This is a genomic window from Halogranum amylolyticum, assembly GCF_900110465.1.
Taxonomy (GTDB): Archaea; Halobacteriota; Halobacteria; order Halobacteriales; family Haloferacaceae; genus Halogranum; species Halogranum amylolyticum.
In genome coordinates this window covers 23,602-43,998 of the sequence record NZ_FODV01000026.1, presented here as the reverse complement: position 1 = coordinate 43,998, position 20,397 = coordinate 23,602, and the positions used below count along the sequence as shown (strand labels likewise).

Below are 20,397 nucleotides of genomic sequence, written 5' to 3'. Positions count from 1 at the left end.
TTGATGAGCTGGCGTCCCATCGAACGACTCAATGAGCGAGGCAGACCACATCGAACGGTTCGCGGTATCAGCCGAAAGTGAGAGCGAGACGAAGACGGTCGTCGAGGCGCGTGAGTTCGAGTTCGTCGTTGATGAACCACCGTCGCTAGGGGGGACGAACGACGGACCAAACCCTGTCGAATATCTCATCGGAGCGTGGGCCGGTTGTCTCAACGTCGTGGTGCACACCGTCGGCGAAGAGCGCGGTATCGACCTCGAACGCGTCAAGATAGCGATCGAAGGCGACCTTGACCCACGGAAGTTCCTGGGCATCGACGAAGACGTTCGAGCAGGCTATCAGGAGATCAACGTACGGATCGAAGTCGAGTCTGACGCCGACGAGGAGGCTTTAGAAGCGTTACGCGGGGAGGTCGAGGAACGCTGTCCCGTCGGCGACAACATCGACAACCCGACTCCGACGGACGTGGCCATCGAAGTGGCTTGATCGGAGTATGCAACGTACGTCTTCCAGCCCTCACCGTATCTCTGCTCGACGACCGGTCGAGTGGGCAGAGGTAGCCACGTTAGAGTTGCCCACCTGCCGAACGGCTGTTTCACCCCTGGCGGACTGAAACGAATGACGGCCGTCTACCGAACTCGACCTCTATCTGTTGCACGCAAATTCTGACAACTCCCCCGAGAGTAGACAGAGTGATTGTCCGAATCCTTTTGTTAGCCTCTATTACTTGACGCCGTCTTCGTCGGTATCACCTACCCGCCGTCAACGAGAACGGCGTGACGAATCCCAATACTCAGCCAGTTAGACCAAACGCCGCACTCATTCGTCCAGCAGGTCGCTCACACGTCCCGACCGTTCTTCGGCGACGCGGTCGCTGTACGCCTGCTTGGTTGTCTCGGGGCTCTGGTGGCCGAGTAAGTCCTGTGCTTCCCCGCGGTCTTTTTCGAAGAGTTTGTGTCCGATTCCGCGACGCGCCCCGTGCAACTTGAGGTACTCTCCGTCGATTTCGATACCAGCGGCTTCGCACATCTTCTTGATACGCCGTCGGGAAGCGTCGACCGTTATCGACGGTGGCGGACACTCGTGCTCACGTAGCAGTTCGTCGACGTCGATGTCGGAGAGATCCGCCTCGTTGCCGATGATCTCGCGTGCCACCTGGTACAGCGATGGCGCGTGCGACGTCGGGAACACGGGCCACTCGCCGGTCGGTGGATCAAGCACCGTCTTCCAGCGCTCGACTGCGGGCTGTGCCTATGTGGGGAGCGGCGTCCATTCCCACCGCTGTGTCTTCCGGAATACACGAATCTTCCCGCCCTCGAGGTCGACGTGCTTCCATCGGAGTCCCTGCCGGCCGTCACGGTCGTCTTTCGACGCCCGAAGAACCTCAGCGCCCCGTACGCCCGTGTAAGCGAGTAGGTAGACTAACGCCCGGTCACGGACAGGAGTTCCGGCGTCCATCCCGTGTTCGTCAATAGCGGCATGCGCCTCCTGGTCGACGTGCCGGAGGATCTGCCCACGGGCGACATCGTCCCAGAACTGCTGTTTCGAGTCGTCAGTGTCGGTAGGGAGTGGGTCTTTCGCCCGCTTTCGGAGACACGGGTTGATACTGAGGTCGCCGTCGTCGCGAGCGTCGGTCATGAACCCTGAGATAATGTTCCAATATGTCCGGGCTGTCCCGGCGGTGATTGCGTCGACGCTCTCTCGCTGGCTCAACCGCTTGGCGTACTTCCGCATGACGTCCGGCCCCTCTGTCTCGTCGCCGAGTCGGGAGAGATCGGCGTGGCCGGTGTCGCGACACCAGTTGTAGAACTGCATGAGCACTGGCTTCGCCGAGTTGACGTAGTATCCCGACTCGCCTTTCCCGTCTGTCGACTTGTAGCGGATGTAGCGGTCGATTGCGTCTTTTAGTTCTCGTGCGCGTACGTTCCCGGCGTCCGACTCCGGGGGTTCGGGCGTTCCATCGCCTGTCTCGCTGGAGGTCATGGTCTCGACTGAGCAGACAGCGGCGACCCGCTTCAATCCACGTTGCTTTACTGGTCTAAAGCAACGTGAATGGTTCGAACCGAATATTGGCGATAGAGGTCTTGTAATCCAAGAGATCAGTCAATAAGGACCTCGTAAATCGTATATTGGTATACAAAATTAATTCGTGGCGACCACACAAGTTCGGGATCTCAAATTCTACAAACCACTAAACGACTGATACGTTGATGGAACGGCGGTTGCTATCGCCGTGACCGATACTTGGTACCGGGAGTTCTGAACAAGTCCACTCTTCGACTAATGTGAAGCGCTGATGGCGCTCACTCCCACGAGTTCCGAACACGATGGAAGCCGAACTCACACCCGCAGTCGCCGACGACGCCCCCGCCCTGGCGGGGGCGATCGTCATCCACGCCCAGAAGCTCTGCGAGACTGCTGATCACCTCTGGCGTGTTCTCTCGGAAGTCTCGATTCCAACGGATGGACTCACGGACGCCCGGCAGCAACACAAGGTTACCTTCGGAACCGAGTCGATGGCATGGGTTTACCTCTACCAGACGATCTACGACCTCGCCCAGAGCGAGGTTGCAGATCGCCTCGCGAATCGCCCGCCGCTGCTGAAACGACTCGGCTTGGAGAAGCCACCGACCCAACAGAACATCTCCTACGCCTGGGAGCAGTTCAGTGAGCAAACCAAGACTACACTCGACGCCGCCGCAACAGGAATTGCGCTGGAAGTACGGGACAACGACGTCATTCCGACGCACTAGTCCCCATCGACATAGATGAAGACGACGGCGACGACGATGAGGTCGAGCAGGCACTGTCCCGCGCGCACGTTCGAAAGAAGGAATCAAGTGGTCGAACTCGCCCGAAGACACGGCTTCGGCGAGTTTGACTCCGACAGAGATGACAACAGAGTCTACGAGGACGAACAGATCCTTGATCTGTTCTCCTCGGCGTGCCTCACGCAAGGGAGTGCTCACTTAGAAGGGGAAGCTGGCTGGTTCCTTGATGAGAACGATGTCTGTGACGACTCTACGTTTCTTCGGGTGATCAAGCAGTTCGCGACGCCAGCTAACGAAGAGGTGGCGGCGTCAGTCCAAGAGACGCAAATCGAGGATATCGTTGCGTTCACCAAGCTATACCGGGAAGCTGTGAGCTGTACGTGCCAGCGACCAGTGACGACGCTGATGGCAACTATGCGATGTTCGTGACCAACCGCGATCACGTCGACCCCATCGGAATCAGGTACCTCACCAGCAGCTACAGCCGTCGCTGGGACATCGAAAACCAGTACAAGTCGGTAAAGTCGTTCCTGCACGGTTGTACTGACGTCCGCGAGCCCCTTCATCCTCGCTAGTTGGGCGAGTCCGGCCGCCAACACAGCGTCGACGACGAGTATCCATGCCCACGAGTCACCCTAGTGGCGTTCGATGACCGTCTGAGAACACGAATGGACTCTCGACGTGCCAGTGCTGACGATATCAAGGAAGTGTTCTTCGACAGGATCGAAGAAAACCGAACGAATGAAATTGAGACCTCGGAGGACAAATTCGAGCCAACGAAAAAATCGTCGAGTCTCATCCGAACGTGGGCCGACGAAAAGGCAATCGAGGCGGGAAAGGGGTACGACTAAATGTGGGGAGTCAATCAATAACAATTGATGCGACACGTTCGCTTTCGAGACCCCAGTGGAGCCACCCGAACCGGTACATGGACGAGTGATGGCATCGAATTCGGAGTCACCACGTACGATCCCGAAGCGGTGGACATCCTTCCACCATCTGAGCCAAGCAAAATCGTGTGTATCGGGCTGAACTACGAGGACCATGCTGAAGAAGAAGGGATGGAACTTCCTGACCGCCCGATGCTGTTCCTCAAGCCTCCGAACACGCTCGCGGGGTACGGAGACAAAATTTCTCTTCCCGAAGGCAAAGATCAAATCGAATTCGAAGCAGAATTTGGCGTCGTCATTGGTGAGCAGTGCCGTAACGTGGACAAGGCCAACGCGATGGACGTCGTCGCAGGATTCACCTGCGTCAACGACGTCTCGAACCGTGATGACCAACGCGTCGAGCAGAACTGGGTGCGAGGCAAGGCGTTTGACGGCGCTGCACCCATGGGTCCAGTCGTCGCCCCCGTAGAGAACGTCCCAGACGATGCGACGATTGAACTCCGGTTGAACGGCGAGACGAGACAGCAATCGTCGCGAACGGAGCTCATCTTTTCCGTTCCAGAACTGATCGCAGAGATAACCGACTACATGACGCTAGAACCGGGAGACATCATCTCAACGGGGACGACGTCAGGCGTCGGCGGACTTTCTTCGGGCGACGAAGTCGAAGTCGAAATAGAAGGTATTGGAACCCTCTATCACACAGTCGAATAACTCGGGTCCCCCCACCATTTGACCCGGCTAGTATTTTCGAAACGAATACGCACAGAGACGGCCTGATCTCAGAGTTTGTAGGAAGTGAACATCGCGACGACAGAGTACACGAGAGTAACGACGAGAAAGGCAGTTTCGGGGATTGGGGGGTCGAACGAATCGCTTTCGTCGAATTCGTCGTGAATACCTCTTGGCGTCTCTCGTCGAGATCAATGACTTGTCCCACTACGTCGAGGACGTCTTGGAATCCAGGTCGTGGGTTGCGGATCGGTGGTCAATCCCGGCTTCTTCAGTGCTCATTTTTGGGAACTGATGATAGTCTGGTTAGTCGCAAGTTGCTCTAGCCTGTCGTGGTCTATCGTCACACCCAACCCAGGTCCATCCACCTCGATTCGTGGTTCAGCGACTTGAAGGTCCGTGATGCCGTCTTCCGTCATGAATGGTCCAACCATTTCATTCCAGATGACGTTCTCGAAAGCTGCGACGAAGTGAGCCCCCGCAGCGGTTCCGACGTGTCCTTCAACCATTGACCCAAGCTGAGTCGGCCGATTGTCTGCCTCGGCAACTGTGTTGATACGAATAGCCTCGTTCAGTCCACCTGCTTTCATCAATTTGATATTGTAGACGTCTCCCGCCTCCATTTTTACCAACTTGCTCGCGTCGCTCGCCGTCTTGACGCTCTCGTCAGGCATAACTGGGATATCAAGCCTCGAACGGAGGAACGACAAGTCGTCCACGTTGTCGTCGGCGACGGGCTGTTCGATGACGTTGATATCCGACTGGGTGTGGCGGAGGACTGATAGTGCGGTTTTGGCATCTTTCCATCCTTGATTCGCGTCGGCTTTCAGGCTGACGTGGGTTGGAATCGCCTCCCGAACGGACCGGATTCGTTCGATATCGGTCTGTGGATCCCCACCGACCTTGATTTTGAATCGGTCATATCCCGAAGCGACTGCATCGCTTGCATCTGAAGCCATCTCGTCGGGGTCTTTCAGGCTGATGACTTTGGGGACGGTGATCGACACTGACTCTGCGGGGTCGCCACCCCATAATTCGTACAATGGTACCCCGGCATTCTTGCCCCGGAGATCTTGCAGCGCCATCTCGACCGCAGCGTGTGCACTCGGAGCCCCGTCGACGACGTCCTTCAACTCCTTCGTCAGCGTGTTGATCGCCAGCGGGTTTCGACCGACAAGAAGGGGTGCAAGAACGTCTTCGAGTATGGCAACAGTCGAACGCTGTGACTCGCCGGTCACCTCGTAACTCGGTGCCGCCTCTCCAAGTCCAGTCAAGCCTGTGTCCGTCGTAACCTCGACGAGGACGCGCTCAAGTTCGGGAATGGGTCGCAGCGCGGTCACGAATGGTTCTGAGAGTGGCAACTGAAACTCGTGGAGAGTAACTTCTTGTATCTTCATCATCCTATGTCACTGCGCCGTATTCTTTAAGATTTGGGTGAAATGGGTAGTTCCTTCGTCGCTGGGCACGACCTCGAAGTCCGACCATGGATCGAGGTCAGCGTCTGTAACCGATTCGAATGTTGTTTCCATCCGTTTCCGGTCCTTCTCGCTGTAATTGGGATGACAAGCAACCCGTGTTTCGCCGTCCGCTTCGAGAAGCTCGGGGCCGATGTGGCCCCAGATGTTCTTCCTCTCGGGCAACGGTCCTTGAACCGACAGCCACTGGGCAGATTGATCGGGTCCGGAATTGACCCTTGAATCTCAGCGTGCTCTCTGTCGTTGAAGGGATCCGATTCGGGTGTGGCCGCGAGCAATGCTTTCGAATACGGGTGTTCCCACCGGTAGCCAGTATTGATCAGGAGTTCGACGGCTGCTTTGTTACCGTCGTCCACCCAGGGTGTTTCGGGGTTATACCAGAACTTGATGAGTTTCGAAATTGATGAGTGAGCACGTTTTCCGAAGCTATCGTAGATCTCCTCAATGAACACTTACTGGAGTCCAGCTACGACTGCGCTGTAGGCCTGTCGGAAGGCTTTGTCATCAAGCGGAGCCGATTTGGTGTTTGCCCAGGTAGCTTCCTGGAGGTTGCTCATCTTTGCTTGCATTTCGAGATGGTCGTTCTCGCTAACCATCTTCTCCAGCGACTTGTTGTTCCAAAACCAGTAATCGAGAATGCCGTATTGGCCCTTGCTCAGTGCTTCCTGCTCTGCAGACCCAGAGGAGAGTGGCCGTTGAATTCGTTTTTCGATGCTCGGTGGTGCAATCGGGTGGTTCTTGTTCGCTTCAAGTTCGAATCGCTCGCCTCGCGTCCAATTTCCGTACTTGAACAGCCCACATCCAGCGGCGGTTGTAGTGCATCGAACTCAGCCGTGCGTTGTGCGCAAGATCAAGCGAAGAGTAGATACGATGCTTGATAAGCGGACGAATTCCGTAGTTGCGGAGTTCCTCGCGGAACGGTTTGCCGTCGTACGCTCGGCCAGCGGCCAACGAGAGCAGGTCGCCCGCGTTCCGGCGGGCGACCTGCGGAGCCTTGCAGCTGATCGCGGATACGACGCGAAAGCCTTCCGCGAGGAACTCCGTGAAAAGGGTGTTCGACCGCTAATCAAACACCGCATCATGAACCCACTCGATCACGCGCACAACGCCCGCATGGACAGTGATCGGTACCACCAGCGATCCATGTCTGAAACCGCCTTCTCGTCAATCAAGCGCACGCTCGGCGCTGCCGTGCGTGCGCGAAGCTGGTGGCTGGAGTTCCGTGAAATGCTTCTCAAAGCTACCGTCTACAACCTTCACCGGAGTGTGAGATATCCGTGAAATCCAGCGCCGTATACCGAAACTACGGGGCCGAAGAAATGCAATAGTGTGTAATATGCGCCCGTTGAGGGCATTACCACAGATTCACTAGGGCAGACACATTTATGTTGGATGCAGATACAAGAGTGAGAGAGGGAGTCACAGTGTTGAACACGCCAGCCCAAATAGCAGAGCGAGTAGAGCAGTTTGAAGAGAGCAAGATCCGCGTCATGTTCGACTTGGCCGAAGAACACGAGGGAGACCTCGTCCGACTCGAAGTCGGCGAACCGGACTTCGATACGCCCCAGCACATCGTTTCGGGAGCAATGGATGCCGCACATGACGGTGCGACCCACTACACGTCTAATGCTGGCCTGCCAGAGGTGCGTGAAGCTATTGCAAACAAGATGGCCGACGAGAACTATGTCCATGTCGATCCGGAAAGTGAACTTGTCGTCACAAACGGTGCGATGGAAGCACTGCTCTTAGCGATGCTTGCGGTCGTGAACCCAGGGGACGACGTTCTGATCCCGACACCGGGGTGGCCAAACTATTCCGCTCAGGCGACGCTCGCAGGGGCGAAGCCTGTTGAGGTGCCGATGTCACCGGAAGACGACTTCGATCTCGACGCTGACAGAGTTATCGACGCGATGTCGAGTGATACCGCGGCAGTGCTGCTAAACACACCCTGCAATCCAACTGGAAGGGATTTCGACCGTGAGGAAATCCAGAGGGTCACTGACGCCGTCGCAGACTACAACGCCTATCTCATAGCTGACGAGGTCTACGAAGGACTGGTCTACGACGGGTCTTCCGAGGGAATCGCCTCATACGTCGATCACCCCGAACGAGTGTTGACTGTCAACGGATGTTCAAAAAAATACGCAATGACCGGATGGCGACTCGGGTGGCTTGCAGGCGACGAAACCGTCATTGATACGACGACAACCATCCATCAGAGCACCACATCGTGTGCATCCAGCGTGTCTCAACACGCTGCACTCACTGCGCTCACTGGAGACCAATCTTCTATAGAAGAGATGTACGACGTCTTCGAACGACGACGTGACTTCGTCGTTGACCGCATCGCAGAGATACCGGGAGTCTCCTGTCCGCGACCCAACGGAGCAATCTACGTGTTTCTCGATGTGAGTGAGTTCGAGGGGTCCAGCATGGAAATCGCGAAAAAGCTCCTGAACAACTACGGTGTAGTCACAGCACCTGGGAGCGGATTCGGAGACGTTGGCGAAGGTTACCTCCGACTGAGTTTTGCGAATAGTCTGGATGAACTCGAAAAAGGGCTGAACCGTATTGAAGAGATGGCGCATGACGAACTGGGGGACTAATCGGGCGTCGACGTTCAACTAATCACCAACCGACTTGATACCGGCTGAATCATCGATGGCAGCGGGTATAGCACCGAAGCCGCTGCTGGGTTCTTCGACGACGGCATTGAATTTCGCAGGCGATAGATCCTCTCCGTTGCGATAGCGGAAGAACGCCGCCTCAACTGCATCAACCACCTCGTCCATCTCGATGCAGGTCGGGAGTTCATCGGAACCGAGTATCAGTGTGCTGCGGTCAGACTACTCTGTATGGACTTTTCTACTCATTTCGGGTTGGTGCTGAATCCATATTATTAAAATGTTTTTGTGAAATTAGAGGGTTGCCCCTAGATTTAACATAGCGTGCCCAAAAGTGAGTTACTATGTTAGACCCAGAGACACCTGGAGCTGACACTAACCCCACTATTCCTCACTGGAATACGCCGGGGGACGAACCACTCTCGCTTGAGAAAGGCGACGGAACACACGTGTACGACGAAGAGGGGGAGGAGTACCTCGATTTCACGTCTCAGTTGTACTGTGTCAATGCTGGACACAGTAACGAAAACATCATCGACGGTATTCGGTCGCAACTCGACCGGATTCAGTACGTCTCGTCTGCTGAGGGTAACGACGTGAGAACCGAGCTGGCCAGACGAATCACAGACATTGCACCGGAATCGCTCTCGGATGTTTACTTCTCGATATCGGGGAGTGAAGCCAACGAATCGGCGATTCAAATTGCACGAGACTACCAGGGAGCATCGACGGTGCTGTCACGATGGCGTTCATACCACGGTTCGACGTATGCAACCGGAGGGCTGACTGGAGATTCTCACGGACGCCTCTCGGTAGAATCACACGCAACGACCACGAATAAGACCAAATTCCTTCCCCCGCTTGGTGGATCTCAGAGCCCATTCGACGCCGATTCGCCGGAGGAACTGGCCGAACAAGCAGCAGACCATCTCGAGTACGTCATTCTGAACCAGGGACCGGATTCAATAGCCGCATTGGTTACAGAGATTGTGGGAGGAAGTAGCGGAGCATACACAGCGCCGCCAGGTTACTTCGAGCGAGTACAGGATCTTTGTGACAAGTACGACATCCTTCTCATAGCCGACGAGGTCATCACCGGATTCGGTCGCTGTGGGGAATGGTTCGGAAGCGAAACGGAGAACATCGAACCGGACATGATCACCTTCGCAAAGGGTGTGACAAGCGCGTATGTTCCCCTTGGAGGCGTTTTGGTTAGCGATGATGTCGCATCCTATCTTCGACAGGAAGGCCTCAGTTTTGGCCAAACGTTCGCCGGAAATCCGCTCGCCTGTGCTGCAGGGTTAGCAGCCATCGATGAGTACGAGAACCTCATGGACAACGTTCGCCGTCTCGGCCCAGTTCTGCACGACCGACTCGAAAGCCTAACCCACCACGACGTAGTGGGCGAAGTGAGAGGTCGAGGGCTCTTGGCTGCTGTTGAGTTCGTCGATCCCGAGACCGGTGATCCAGTTTTCGACCCTCGCGTCGAGGATGGACCCAACCCAGTCAAAGAAGTCATCAAGAAAGCAAAGCAGAATGGAGTTATGTTTGGACCCGGCCGACCTGCGTTCCAAGTGATTATGGGACCTCCCTTCTGTACTACTGAAGAGGATATCGACACTGCCGTCACGGTACTCGATCAGACGATTGACGAGGTCTTCTGACGGCGGATAGGCCCGAAACTGATCGGGTACTATTTCACCCTGTAATCGGACTATTTTTTGAACAACCGATGCCACTTTCGTACAGGGCATTAGTGAACGGAATAAGAAAGAACAGTGAGAACCCCCGGGAACACTATAGTCAGGAACACACGGCAGAGGGAACGAAGTACATGAACACAAGCAGAACTGCTGGGGTTCTGAGTAGGTCAAGACGAACCATTTGCATAGCTCAAATACAGGTCTTAGTGGGTTTGCATTGACGCCGTTTCGAGATTCACCTCGATGATGTTGGACGTCTCCATCACGAGTTCTGGAATACGGTCCTCGAAGTTCTCGCCGGACAACCGGCTTGTTGGGGCGGTCAAGCTAATCGCCCCACACAACTCATTGTTCTCACCATGAATGGGTGCACCGACCGCCCGAAGACCTCTAATTACTTCCTCAGCGTTAACTGCGTATCCCAATTCCCGTACCTGCTCAAGTTCCTCAAATAGTGTATCACGATCTGTGATCGTGTGCTCGGTTTCTTTGACCAAACCATGCTGGTCGATTATCTTCTCAACGTAATCCCTGTCGAAGTGCGCAAGCATCGACTTGCCAGCAGCCGTACTATGGAGATATTGAAGTACCTCACGCATCTGAATATGATAATCCGTGGCAATTGCCTTGTCTCCACCAGTTTCGTAGATTGTGAGTTCCTGACCACGATGCTCAATCGTGAGATGAACCCACTCGCCCGTCCGTTCTGCGAGATCATCAGCAACCTCCATACCCCCCCGATACAGGTCTATGTGGTTCCGAACGCTCTCGCCTCTGATCAAGAAGTCCAATCCAAGTTGGTACGTTCCATCTGTACACGAGATGAGTCCTTCTTCCTCCAGTGTTTTGAGATACGTACAAACACTGCCCTTCGATAGACTCACTTCTTCGCAGATGTCATCGAGCGTTGGGTCAGAGTGGGACTGAACGATTTTCAGTAACTGGTTTGCATTTTGGATAGATTTGATCCGGCGGGGTGTGCTTTGATCGAGGTCATCCACCATATGACAAATACTACTACATACCATGATAAGGCTTTGCATATCTCAAACATAGATACCACGACAAGCCTGCTGAAAGACTGTGTGTGGACTTATTGCCGGGGTCCAACGCTGTCTCTTCCTCACCATTACATCTCTAGTATTGTCACCCCACACTTCGAGTACATCGACGATGTTGCTTTAGTACAGTAGGAGAACTCAAACTGCGACATGTACGTCTGTAACAGGCAGACGCGCCAAGTCTCACCCAATCTCTAGCCGACCAATTCCATTACACACAGTACTGTTCGAGAATGTTCCATGACAAGTATCATCATCGAGGACCACAACGTATTTGGATAAATCAAATGCTTCGGTTCAAAATTCGAGAACCGACGTTCTTTCTTCATCAAATAGAGAGTCAACTGCCGCTTCAGGTCACCTCTGGCATGAGTCTAGCTATCATTTGCGTCGATAGACCGCGTCTTAAACTCACGTCACACGGTCACAACACTATGGACGACTAACCGTGACTCTTCAATTAACGTGAAATGACCGGCTCGAGTCGCCGAACTCGCTACGATAATCAGAGTATTTAACACGATCGCGAATGTCCAACATCCAATCAGTTAATATACACTATTGGGCCAAAACGTTTATATTCCTGGAGTAAAAGATCTCAACTGGATCTCATGAAGATAAACATTAACGATGAACTGTGGTCGTCGGTTACAATTGATCTTGAGTTCACAACAGATTAATGTCAGAGCAAAATATTGAAGATGCGACAAGTCAACCTGGAGGACAGTCCCAAAAAAACTCACTGGCAGCTAGTATAGCGGAAAAGATCCCAGATCCATACGTCCTTATTACAGCCATCATTGGAATTGCGGCAGTATCAACTCACTTTATACCAGCAGGTGAGTATAAAAGGAAGATGGTCGAGGGGCGGGAAGTGATCGTCCCAGGAAGCTTTCATTATATCCAAGAGCCCCCAGTTTCGTTCATGGGGATGCTGAAATCAGTCCAGCTTGGCCTGATAGACGCCGCGTCAATCGTCTTTTTTGTCCTCATTATCGGAGGCGCCTTTGGTCTGATAACAGCGACTGGTTCTATCACTGCAGCGCTGTCAGGGATCGTAACTCGCCTCGAAGAAAGTAACCGGGAGTACCTAATCCTGATTTGTGTGCCACTCTTCTTTGGTGTAATAGCAGGTGTGGCCGGACTTTACGAGAGCGTGATCCCGTTTGTCCCGTTAGCGGTATTGTTAGCCCTTAGCCTCGACTACGATGCGATCGTTGGCTGTTCGATGGTGTTACTGGGACTTGCAGCCGGATTCGCATCTGCACCCCTCAACCCGTTCACTGTAGGTATCGCACAGGGAATTGCTGGTCTTCCAATTTACTCTGGTCTCTGGTACCGGGCTATCTTTTGGGTGCTCTCGATGACCGTTACTATCGGGTACATCTACCGCTACGCCTCGAAAGTAAAAGAATCTCCCTCAGAGAGTTACGTGAGTGATCTGGATTACAGTAATCTCGAACTCGAAGATGACCCATCGGAGATAGACTTCAAACGAATCCATAAGGCCGTACTGGGAGTTTTCGCTCTCGCAATCGTCATGCTGATAGTTGGCGTGACACAGTATGGGTGGTATATCAACGAGATCGCGACGCTTTTCCTCGTTACCGGGATTCTAGTCGGGGTGATTTATGGAATGAGTGGAGACGAAATAGTTTCAAACTTTATCGACGGTGCGCAAGACCTACTCTATGCTGCATTAATTATCGGGTTCGCACGCGGTATTATCGTCGTCTTGAGAGATGGTGCCGTCCTTGACACCGTAATCTGGGCTCTTGTACAGCCATTGAAGGACATGTCTCCTGTGGTTTCTGCTTCATTGATGGTTCCTCTCATGTCTGTGGTTAACTTTTTCATCCCCTCTGGAAGTGGTCAAGCTGCTGTCGTGACGCCGATTCTGGTTCCGATCGGCGAGATCGTCGGGATCCCAGCCCAGGTTATAGTCCTCGCATTCCAATATGGAGATGGATTCTCTAATATGTTTATCCCGACCCTCGGTCCGACAATGGCAATGATTTCGATCGCAAACATTCCCTACGGACGCTGGCTTCAGTTCACCTGGAAATTATTGGTCGTACAGATACTTATCGGCATGAGCGCTGTTGGGATTGGTGTGGCAATCGGTCTGGGGCCGTTCTAATTCCAGCAAACGAGATTTGATTCGAGCATCCTCAGTTGTGAATTAACAGTTAATCGAGACTTCTTTTTATTTCAGTTTCCAACCCATGCAGCGACCTCCTATCGGAGGGTCACTGCATCGGGGATGCGGCGGTCGAGACGCTACCGGCTGAGGACGTTGATTTCGATCTCAGCCATGTTTAGCCAGCTGCCGTGAACTGGCGTGTAGTGAAGCTCTATAGTAGGCATTAGAATTTTTACCTAAGTGTTAGTGGTTACTCATGGACCATCTCGACAAAATATCTGTCGAGAAACTTCAGTTGACGCTCGACGAAGTTGAAGGAAAGAAGCCGACACAACGGCTTACTGCAGCGATTGCGTACAAAAACGGAGTCACACAAACTGAACTTGCCGAGTGGTACGGTGTGCAGAGACGGACAATTCACACCTGGCTCAAGCGGGTCTGATTCGAGCCGCTTGAGTAGGCTGTTCAGGACGATTATCGGTCAGGAAGGTCACGTAAGTTCACCGAGGAACAACAGAAGTAATTGGAAGAAAAGCTTCAGCAGCCACCAACTGAAGCAGGGATCAACGCGCCGGCGACCACGCCGGCGCTCCTCAAGGATTTCCTCGAAGAAACGTTCGACATTGACTACTCACTCCCCAACTGCCCGCGGTTGATGAAAGAAGTGGGATTGAGTTACCAAAACCCTCGTCGAACAGCCGCCGAAGCCGAGCCTGAAGACAGAGACGAGTTTCACGACGAACTCGAAAAAGCGACGAGAGATGGACGCCACGATAGTTTGTATCGACTAAACCAAGACATCCGTGCAAGTTGAGCCGCGTGCCGCGTGGTTTCCGCGCGGCACGCGTCCATCGGTCGAACTCGCTGGGCAACGTGACTGGACGTGCTTACTCGGCGCGGCCACCGAGAACGGTGATCGCTTCTTCTCACGATTCGAGGAGTACGTAACTGCCGATCATGCGAAGCATTTCATTCTCACATTGTGTGAAGAATTCCAAGAAGATCTGACCGTCGTACTCGATGGTGCACCGTATTTCCGGGCGTCGTCCGTCACGGACCTGACGGCCCGTGACGACCTCGCCCTCGTGAGATTGCCGGCGTACTCACCGGAATTAAACCCGGTTGAAGAGTGCTGGAGACAACTGAAAGACGCTCTTGGCAACCGATTCTTTGAGTCTCTCGACGAACTCAACACAGCGATCGACAGCGCACTTGATCGACTTCCTATCCCTAGTGTGAGCAACTACTTCTAATGACTACGATAGTGCCGCTTCAAGCGTGATTTGTTGGATATAGCTGACGGACATTTTTCTCGCTTGACGAAACGTAAGTATTCTTTCGATGAGTGGAATGAAACATGTACCTTCTGTCTGTTGCACGCAAATTCTGACAACTCCTGGAGAGTAGATAGAGTGATTGTCTCAATCCTTTTCCTAAACTCGATCCGGTTCAGTCAATAACCTGTATGAGAACGGGCGTTCTCGTACAGACTATATGTGTATAATGTCTTTCATATACTACCACCCCCTGCACGAAACGATGGCGACCATCGGGTGTTATTTGCGGGTCAGCACGGAAGACCAGAGTCTCAGTCGATAACTGAGTAGCACCAGCGAGTATGCCGAACGGGAGCTCGACGTTGATCTCGCCCACCTACGGAACTACCGTGACAAGAGCACCGGGACGACGACCAATCGCTCGGGCTGTCGGAAGTTGATGAGCGACGTCGAAGCCGGGACACTCGACGCCGTCGTGATTCACAGTATCTCACTTATTTGTCGGAGTATCCGAGACCTCAATCAGACTGCCTCCCGCCTCGCCGACGCCGGCGTCGAATTGCACATCATCAGCGAAGGCATGGTGCTGCGAGCCGGCGATGACGACCCCTGTCAGACGGCGCTGTTCCAACTGTTCGGTGTGTTTGCCGAACTTGTAGCGAACATGGCCTAACAGCGAACCAAAGGTAGCCTGACTGCACGGATGGAAGACGACGAGTACCACCCGACTCCGCTCGGCTTTGAGAAGGATGACGGCTTTCTCATTGAGGGCGAGAATTCCCACGACGTCGTAAGCGTCCTCGAGATGGTACAGAAAGACGAGTTGAGCAAGCGCAAAGCCGCCCGGCGGTTGGAGACCTTACCGTCGACAATTAATCGGGAGTTCAATCGCGGCGAACTATACGGGCTCTGAGTCTGTTGTTGTCGCACTAACTTCTCTAGGTCCTGTTAGAAAGTGCGTGATGGATATTTATAGGGGCTTGAGACCGCAATGTATCTGGTGCGACAAGGGTGAGTCGGCCGATCGAATAGTTGCTCCTTGAGGAGCGAGCGCGCTGTCCAGGTCGATAATTCACTGAGTACTTGATCAGAATAGATAAAACAAATTGGATAGTATTTGCAGTACAATTTCTATCGGTAGGGTTCCAAAAAGACCAAAACAATTGAACGTGATTAATACAAAATCAGAAAAGAATAGTGACGATTGACCTATATCGCGCGCATCAAAGACACTAGTTCACAGAATGGGGTCTAGTTCATCGAAAAAGACAGGATGAAAAGAGAGTGGTACAAAATTCGGCATTTTAACGATTCTAGTGGGTTTTTGAACCTTAAGGGAGAGGCCTCTGCTGTGACAATAGACGAGATAGACTCGCGCGTTAATATCTAAGTAGATATATTTAGAGGGGGCGGCGATCGCGATTTTGTCGCTATCGGAGTTATCCGGGTACGCGCCTCATTGATGCGACCGGGTTGTGTCGAAGACCCGCACTTGGTGTTCGATGTCGTCGAACAACGGTGGGTCAGAGACGGATGGTGAGAACCGTCCCGAGCGACTTGATCGAGCAGCTGATTCGCGCGACGTGAGACGGTTCTCTCTTGATTTCGCTCGTTCCGCGGTATTTCGTTACATTACTAAATATGTAATGTCTGTTGCTGAGTCTGCCGAGAATGATGTCACGATTTATCTACAGGGTTACCACTCAGGAGACTGTTCAAGCGCGTCGTCTGACCTTACGTGATTGTCCGTCTGGTCCAATCAGAGTGGGATTCAGCACTATCGAACATGAGGGAGACGCCCTGGGTTTATCAGACGCCTGTACGGGCAGGAGAGTAGCTAAGAGAACAGGAGTGCCCGTATCGAGGGACAGGCGCTCACCTCATGAGAAGGCAATGTTGAGTTCGAGTTCGTTCGCTGCCCCTAGAAGGAGATCCGGCAGTTGATTCTCAAATCGGTCCCCCTTCAACCGGTGTGACGGTCCGGTGACGCTGACCGCCCCAATGGCTCCCCCGTTCGAGTCACCGACGGCGACGCCGACGGCGTGCGTCCCGCGCAGCGTCTCCTGTCGGTTGAAACTGTAGCCACGTTCCTGGATCTTCTCTATCTCCGCTAGAAGTACCTCAGAGTCGGTAATGGTGTTCGGCGTGAGCTGTTCGAACTCGACCTGTTCGATGTAGTCGAACAACATCGGCTCCGGCATCTTCGCCAACATAGCTTTTCCCGCAGACGACGCGTACAGCGGGATCCGGCTCCCGAGTCCAGGGTCCGTACGGACGGCGTTCTCCCCGACCGACCGTGCCAGATACACCGCCTCTCCGTGTTCTTCGACGAAGAACTGCGCGCGCTCACCCGTCGTCTCGGCAACTTCTTCGACCTTCTCCCGGATGAGCTTGTAGCCAGTGTGGCTGTTTCTGGCCGTCACACCGAGATCGAGGAAGCGTAGCCCTACGTGGTAGCCGTCCGCACGCTGGACGAGGTACCCGAGTTCTTCCAGCGTGTGGAGATGCCGATGGACCGTACTCTTCACGTAATCGAGTTCGTTCGCGACCTCCGTGACTGTCTTCCCCTGTCCCGATTTGACACACTGCACGATGTCGAACAGTGTCTCCGCTGTCTGTACCGTATCCGGCACATCGCCGCTGCCTGTCTTTGCCATGCACGGTAATCTCATCTATACGAATAAAACATGTTCGACATCGTCGAACAGCGCACCAGTGTATCTCACACTCCCGGTGACGGACAGTTTAGTAGTCGTCGCTGCTACACGGCAGCCACGAACACGATCCCCAAAACGATGACGACACCACGAATCACACTAACGGTTCTGCCCCACGATGCACACGGGATTCCAGCCATCGAGTATGCTGATACGCTTCGGTGGCGACTACCCGACCACACGGTCAGACTCGCGGAGACCCCCGAGGAGCAGCTCCGACTCGTCGCCAAGTCAACGGTGGTCACCGGAAAGCAGCTCGACGAGGAGCTCATCGAAGCAGCACCAGACCTTCGGCTGTTCGCGTGTATCACAGGCGGAGTCGATCACCTTCCCTTCGACAGCTTCGAGGCGAACGACGTGGCGGTGACCAACGCCTCAGGGGTGCACGGGCCGAACATCGCCGCACATGTGTTCGGGTGGATTCTCATGTCCGGGGGCTGGACGAAGGCTACCGACGGCAGCGACGGCGAGAGTGGCGACGCATTCAGTCGTTCACCAAACTCGCGGGAAGTACTGTCACCGTCGTCGGCCTGGGGTCGCTCGGAGAGGCGGTCGTTCGTCGGTTAGCGAGGTTCGATGTCGAGACGCTCGGTGTTCAGAACTCGCCGGCCAAAGGCGGGCCGGTCGACGAAAGGACGAGAATCGCGCGCTCGGTCAGAAGCCCGAGGTGCCTTCGAGAAGATGCTCCTTGACGACTGCCTCGTCGAGTTCGATACCGAGCCCCGGTGCCTCCGGCACCTCGATGACGCCGTCCTGAATCAGGGGGTCGTCGCGGACGAGCAGGTCGTCCCACCAATCGACTTCGAGTGCGTGGAACTCCAGGAGGTCGAAGTTCGGCACTGCCGCCCCGAGGTGGACGCACGCCATCGTTCCGACGGGACTACAGACGTTGTGCGGCGACATCGGGATGTAGTTCTCCTCGGCTCTATCGGCGATGCGCATCGTCTCTGCGAGTCCTCCGACGGTCGTCGGATCCGGCGTGACGATGTCGACGCCATGTTCGTAGAGGAGGTCGGTGAGTTCGAAGACGCGGAACCGGTTCTCGCCCGTCGCGACCGGCGTCGTCGTCGACTTCGTCACCTCGATCTGCGCGGACATCTTCTCCGGCGGAATCAGATCCTCCAACCACATCAGCTTGAACTCCTCTAGCTCCCGAGCCAGTCGCTTCGCGCTCTCGACGGAGTAGTCCCAGTGGCAGTCGAACGCAAGGTCGACGTCGTAGCCAATCTCCTCGCGGACGGCGGCGACGATGTCACGTTTCTCCGCGATGGCGCTGTTGGTGAGCCGACCGTTGTAGGGGTCGTTGTCGTTGTCGGCCGCCAGATCGAGGTCGAACTTCAGTGCGGAGAACCCCATGTCGACCACGCGACGAGCCTCCGCTGCGTACGCCTCGGGGGAGTACGCCTCGGTCTCGGCGTACGCGGTGGCTCCGTCTTCGACGGCGTATGCCTCTCCCGCGTGACAGTCACAGTACATCCGCACTTCGTCGCGATACTTCGAGCCGAGCAGTTGGTACACCGGGAGGTCGAGAACCTTACCGGCGACGTCCCAGAGCGCGATCTCGATACCTGACGCCGCCGTCACGACCTTCCCGGTCGTCCCACCGTGGCCGGACATCTCCTGGAAGATGTGCCGGACCAGCCGTTCGACGTCCAGAGGGTTTTCACCGACGAGAAAGCGGTTCGTGTACTCGACCAACTCGGGGACGCCCCCACCGCGATATGACTCGCCGATGCCTGTTACGCCGGCGTCGGTCTTTACCTTGATGAGGTTCCACTCGAAGTTGCCTTCGACCACGCAGGATTCTATCCCGGTGATCGAAACGTCTCGGTCTGTGTCGCGGTTCGTCGTCTGTTGTGAGTAGTCTCTCATTGGCTGAATCTGTGGAGGGCGCGTTCGTCTAGCTGTACACCGTGTCCGGGGGTATCCGGGAGGGGAATCATCCCGTCGTCGTCCGGCTGAAGCGGGTCGACGACGATGTCGTCGAACACCTTCACGTCCATGTCGCGGTAGAAGTATTCGATGAACAGACCGTTCTCGACGGCACCGAGTAGCGACGCGTGGAGGTTCCAGTTGTAGTGCGGCGCGATGGGGACGTCGTACGCCGCTGCGTAGTTCGCGATTTTGAGCCACTCGGTGATACCTCCGCATACCGTCGCGTCCGGTTGCAGGATGGTCGCCGCTCCGCTGTCGTGAAGTCGGGCGAAGCGGTGCCGCGTCCCCTCTAACTCGCCGGTGGCGACTGGGTACGACAGCGCGTCGTTCACCTCGGCCATCGTATTGACTTTGTCTATCATCACCGGTTCTTCGATGAAGTACGGGTCGTACGGTTCGAACGCACGACACGCTCTGATGGCCTCCGTCGACGACGACCAGACGCCGTTGGCGTCGAGGAGGAGCCGCCGGTTCGGTCCGGCCTCGTCGCGGACCGCGGCGACGCGCTCGACCTCCTCGGCGACCGACCGTCGGCCGACCTTCATCTTGACCGTGTCGTGGCCCTCGTCGAGATACCGGCGTATCTCCGCGCGCAGCCCTTCATGGCCCTTGTCGTCGCGGTAGTAGCCGCCGCTCGCGTACGACGGAACCGCGTCGGCGTAGCCACCGAGCAGTTTGTACAGTGGTTGCGCTGCCGCTTTCGCCTTCAGGTCCCACAGCGCGATGTCGACCGTCGAGATGGCACGGAGCAACAGCCCGGAACGTCCGATCTGGACGTTGCCGTCGTACATCTCGTGCCAGAGTCGTTCGGTGTCCCGTGGGTCTTCACCCACGAGTAGCGGTTCGAGGAGGGACTCCACCGCCGCAGCGACGAGATCCGCACCCTCGTAGCCGAGCGAGTAGCCGACGCCCTCCAACCCGTCTTCGGTCCGGACGTACGTGATGGCGTGGTCACGGTACGTCAGCGTCCGGTTCGAGAACGAGACCGGCGACTCCAGCGGTATTGACACCGGAAAGGACTCTACCTGTGTGATTCTCACGACTGCAACGGCGCGTTTATCACATAAATTT

21 protein-coding genes and 3 pseudogenes are annotated in these 20,397 nt (G+C 55.0%); 14 read left to right on the top strand and 10 right to left on the bottom strand.

Annotated elements, in window-relative coordinates:
- Positions 1 to 31: 31 nt before the first annotated feature.
- Positions 32 to 484 carry an OsmC family protein gene (locus BSG17_RS23080; RefSeq protein WP_089827737.1) on the top strand — a complete coding sequence of 151 codons (453 nt, stop codon included), beginning with the start codon at positions 32 to 34 and terminating at the stop codon, positions 482 to 484.
- A gap of 333 nt (positions 485 to 817) precedes the next feature.
- On the opposite strand, the gene BSG17_RS23075 is transcribed toward BSG17_RS23080, so the two are convergent.
- Together BSG17_RS23075 and BSG17_RS23070 are read right to left on the bottom strand one after the other, a co-directional pair.
- A complete protein-coding gene (locus tag BSG17_RS23075; RefSeq protein WP_089827736.1) occupies positions 818 to 1,219 on the bottom strand; it encodes a tyrosine-type recombinase/integrase in 402 nt (133 codons plus the stop codon).
- Positions 1,220 to 1,249: 30 nt separating this feature from the next.
- A complete protein-coding gene (locus BSG17_RS23070; protein WP_089827735.1) occupies positions 1,250 to 1,981 on the bottom strand; it encodes a tyrosine-type recombinase/integrase in 732 nt (243 codons plus the stop codon).
- A 344-nt stretch (positions 1,982 to 2,325) separates the two neighbouring features.
- Here BSG17_RS23070 and BSG17_RS27675 point away from each other — a divergent pair, with 344 nt between their 5' ends.
- The 4 genes from BSG17_RS27675 (at position 2,326) to BSG17_RS23060 (ending at position 4,373) form a co-directional block, all read left to right on the top strand.
- Positions 2,326 to 2,751, top strand: coding sequence for a hypothetical protein (locus BSG17_RS27675; protein WP_211609305.1), 426 nt, complete (start codon positions 2,326 to 2,328; stop codon positions 2,749 to 2,751).
- 87 nt (positions 2,752 to 2,838) lie between these two features.
- A complete protein-coding gene (locus BSG17_RS27670; protein WP_211609303.1) occupies positions 2,839 to 3,198 on the top strand; it encodes a hypothetical protein in 360 nt (119 codons plus the stop codon).
- 209 nt (positions 3,199 to 3,407) lie between these two features.
- Positions 3,408 to 3,620: a hypothetical protein gene (locus tag BSG17_RS28800; protein WP_170864931.1), complete on the top strand. Its 213-nt coding sequence runs from the start codon at positions 3,408 to 3,410 to the stop codon at positions 3,618 to 3,620.
- A 27-nt stretch (positions 3,621 to 3,647) separates the two neighbouring features.
- Positions 3,648 to 4,373 carry a fumarylacetoacetate hydrolase family protein gene (locus tag BSG17_RS23060; RefSeq protein WP_089827734.1) on the top strand — a complete coding sequence of 242 codons (726 nt, stop codon included), beginning with the start codon at positions 3,648 to 3,650 and terminating at the stop codon, positions 4,371 to 4,373.
- A 296-nt stretch (positions 4,374 to 4,669) separates the two neighbouring features.
- Here the strand turns inward: BSG17_RS23060 and BSG17_RS23055 are convergent, their stop codons facing one another.
- The 3 genes and pseudogenes from BSG17_RS23055 to BSG17_RS23045 form a co-directional block, all read right to left on the bottom strand.
- Entirely contained in the window at positions 4,670 to 5,788 is a 1,119-nt protein-coding gene (locus BSG17_RS23055) for a mandelate racemase/muconate lactonizing enzyme family protein (protein WP_170864930.1), read from the bottom strand.
- Positions 5,789 to 5,814: 26 nt separating this feature from the next.
- Positions 5,815 to 6,222: an oligopeptide/dipeptide ABC transporter ATP-binding protein gene (locus tag BSG17_RS28795; RefSeq protein WP_394327988.1), complete on the bottom strand. Its 408-nt coding sequence runs from the start codon at positions 6,220 to 6,222 to the stop codon at positions 5,815 to 5,817.
- Between the two features lie 448 nt (positions 6,223 to 6,670).
- Positions 6,671 to 6,856, bottom strand: a pseudogene (locus tag BSG17_RS23045) (IS5/IS1182 family transposase); the annotation flags it as partial.
- Between BSG17_RS23045 and BSG17_RS23040 the strand changes: the two are divergent.
- Positions 6,824 to 7,147: pseudogene (locus tag BSG17_RS23040) on the top strand (transposase); the annotation flags it as partial. The pseudogenes BSG17_RS23045 and BSG17_RS23040 overlap by 33 nt on opposite strands.
- 104 nt (positions 7,148 to 7,251) lie before the next feature.
- Positions 7,252 to 8,472, top strand: coding sequence for a pyridoxal phosphate-dependent aminotransferase (locus BSG17_RS23035; RefSeq protein ID WP_244531685.1), 1,221 nt, complete (start codon positions 7,252 to 7,254; stop codon positions 8,470 to 8,472).
- 18 nt (positions 8,473 to 8,490) lie between these two features.
- Here BSG17_RS23035 and BSG17_RS27345 read toward each other — a convergent pair whose 3' ends face one another.
- Positions 8,491 to 8,658, bottom strand: coding sequence for a hypothetical protein (locus tag BSG17_RS27345; RefSeq protein WP_170864929.1), 168 nt, complete (start codon positions 8,656 to 8,658; stop codon positions 8,491 to 8,493).
- 176 nt (positions 8,659 to 8,834) lie between these two features.
- On the opposite strand from BSG17_RS27345, the gene BSG17_RS23030 reads away from it, so the two are divergent.
- Positions 8,835 to 10,154, top strand: coding sequence for an aminotransferase family protein (locus BSG17_RS23030; protein ID WP_089827731.1), 1,320 nt, complete (start codon positions 8,835 to 8,837; stop codon positions 10,152 to 10,154).
- Between the two features lie 242 nt (positions 10,155 to 10,396).
- Here BSG17_RS23030 and BSG17_RS23025 read toward each other — a convergent pair whose 3' ends face one another.
- Positions 10,397 to 11,197, bottom strand: a complete 801-nt coding sequence (locus tag BSG17_RS23025; RefSeq protein WP_089827730.1) for an IclR family transcriptional regulator — start codon at positions 11,195 to 11,197, stop codon at positions 10,397 to 10,399.
- A 736-nt stretch (positions 11,198 to 11,933) separates the two neighbouring features.
- Here BSG17_RS23025 and BSG17_RS23020 point away from each other — a divergent pair.
- The 4 genes and pseudogenes from BSG17_RS23020 (at position 11,934) to BSG17_RS28085 (ending at position 15,587) form a co-directional block, all read left to right on the top strand.
- On the top strand, positions 11,934 to 13,394 hold the full coding sequence (locus BSG17_RS23020; protein ID WP_089827729.1) for a YfcC family protein: 1,461 nt from the start codon (positions 11,934 to 11,936) through the stop codon (positions 13,392 to 13,394).
- Positions 13,395 to 13,653: 259 nt separating this feature from the next.
- Positions 13,654 to 14,650, top strand: a pseudogene (locus BSG17_RS23015) (IS630 family transposase).
- 346 nt (positions 14,651 to 14,996) lie between these two features.
- Positions 14,997 to 15,347, top strand: a complete 351-nt coding sequence (locus tag BSG17_RS28090) for a recombinase family protein (RefSeq protein WP_244531686.1) — start codon at positions 14,997 to 14,999, stop codon at positions 15,345 to 15,347.
- Positions 15,348 to 15,377: 30 nt separating this feature from the next.
- Positions 15,378 to 15,587 (top strand): hypothetical protein, encoded by a 210-nt coding sequence (locus tag BSG17_RS28085; protein ID WP_244531684.1) that lies wholly within the window; start codon positions 15,378 to 15,380, stop codon positions 15,585 to 15,587.
- 967 nt (positions 15,588 to 16,554) lie between these two features.
- Here the strand turns inward: BSG17_RS28085 and BSG17_RS23005 are convergent.
- The gene (locus BSG17_RS23005) at positions 16,555 to 17,331 is read right to left on the bottom strand and encodes an IclR family transcriptional regulator (RefSeq protein WP_244531683.1); all 777 of its coding nucleotides are present in this window, start codon (positions 17,329 to 17,331) and stop codon (positions 16,555 to 16,557) included.
- Between the two features lie 138 nt (positions 17,332 to 17,469).
- On the opposite strand from BSG17_RS23005, the gene BSG17_RS23000 reads away from it, so the two are divergent.
- Positions 17,470 to 17,958: a Rossmann-fold NAD(P)-binding domain-containing protein gene (locus BSG17_RS23000; protein ID WP_394327986.1), complete on the top strand. Its 489-nt coding sequence runs from the start codon at positions 17,470 to 17,472 to the stop codon at positions 17,956 to 17,958.
- Complete coding sequence (locus BSG17_RS28790; protein ID WP_394327987.1) at positions 17,874 to 18,083, top strand: NAD(P)-dependent oxidoreductase; 210 nt, start codon at positions 17,874 to 17,876, stop codon at positions 18,081 to 18,083. The genes BSG17_RS23000 and BSG17_RS28790 overlap by 85 nt, the downstream gene beginning before the upstream one ends.
- On the opposite strand, the gene BSG17_RS22995 is transcribed toward BSG17_RS28790, so the two are convergent.
- Together BSG17_RS22995 and BSG17_RS22990 are read right to left on the bottom strand one after the other, a co-directional pair.
- Positions 18,046 to 19,263 carry a mandelate racemase/muconate lactonizing enzyme family protein gene (locus BSG17_RS22995; protein WP_089827727.1) on the bottom strand — a complete coding sequence of 406 codons (1,218 nt, stop codon included), beginning with the start codon at positions 19,261 to 19,263 and terminating at the stop codon, positions 18,046 to 18,048. The two genes, BSG17_RS28790 and BSG17_RS22995, sit on opposite strands and share 38 nt — an antisense overlap.
- The gene (locus BSG17_RS22990; protein ID WP_089827726.1) at positions 19,260 to 20,366 is read right to left on the bottom strand and encodes a mandelate racemase/muconate lactonizing enzyme family protein; all 1,107 of its coding nucleotides are present in this window, start codon (positions 20,364 to 20,366) and stop codon (positions 19,260 to 19,262) included. The genes BSG17_RS22995 and BSG17_RS22990 overlap by 4 nt, the downstream gene beginning before the upstream one ends.
- Between the last annotated feature and the right edge of the window lie 31 nt (positions 20,367 to 20,397).

Bases quoted from the DNA above. Each gene is read 5' to 3' on its own strand.
- BSG17_RS23080 (WP_089827737.1), top strand. From the start codon at position 32: ATGAGCGAGGCAGACCACATCGAACGGTTCGCGGTATCAGCCGAAAGT.
- BSG17_RS23070 (WP_089827735.1), bottom strand. From the start codon at position 1,981: ATGACCTCCAGCGAGACAGGCGATGGAACGCCCGAACCCCCGGAGTCG.
- BSG17_RS27675 (WP_211609305.1), top strand. From the start codon at position 2,326: ATGGAAGCCGAACTCACACCCGCAGTCGCCGACGACGCCCCCGCCCTG.
- BSG17_RS23060 (WP_089827734.1), top strand. From the start codon at position 3,648: ATGCGACACGTTCGCTTTCGAGACCCCAGTGGAGCCACCCGAACCGGT.
- BSG17_RS23055 (WP_170864930.1), bottom strand. From the start codon at position 5,788: ATGAAGATACAAGAAGTTACTCTCCACGAGTTTCAGTTGCCACTCTCA.
- BSG17_RS23035 (WP_244531685.1), top strand. From the start codon at position 7,252: ATGTTGGATGCAGATACAAGAGTGAGAGAGGGAGTCACAGTGTTGAAC.
- BSG17_RS27345 (WP_170864929.1), bottom strand. From the start codon at position 8,658: ATGGACGAGGTGGTTGATGCAGTTGAGGCGGCGTTCTTCCGCTATCGC.
- BSG17_RS23030 (WP_089827731.1), top strand. From the start codon at position 8,835: ATGTTAGACCCAGAGACACCTGGAGCTGACACTAACCCCACTATTCCT.
- BSG17_RS23025 (WP_089827730.1), bottom strand. From the start codon at position 11,197: ATGGTGGATGACCTCGATCAAAGCACACCCCGCCGGATCAAATCTATC.
- BSG17_RS23020 (WP_089827729.1), top strand. From the start codon at position 11,934: ATGTCAGAGCAAAATATTGAAGATGCGACAAGTCAACCTGGAGGACAG.
- BSG17_RS28085 (WP_244531684.1), top strand. From the start codon at position 15,378: ATGGAAGACGACGAGTACCACCCGACTCCGCTCGGCTTTGAGAAGGAT.
- BSG17_RS23005 (WP_244531683.1), bottom strand. From the start codon at position 17,331: ATGGCAAAGACAGGCAGCGGCGATGTGCCGGATACGGTACAGACAGCG.
- BSG17_RS23000 (WP_394327986.1), top strand. From the start codon at position 17,470: ATGACGACACCACGAATCACACTAACGGTTCTGCCCCACGATGCACAC.
- BSG17_RS22995 (WP_089827727.1), bottom strand. From the start codon at position 19,263: ATGAGAGACTACTCACAACAGACGACGAACCGCGACACAGACCGAGAC.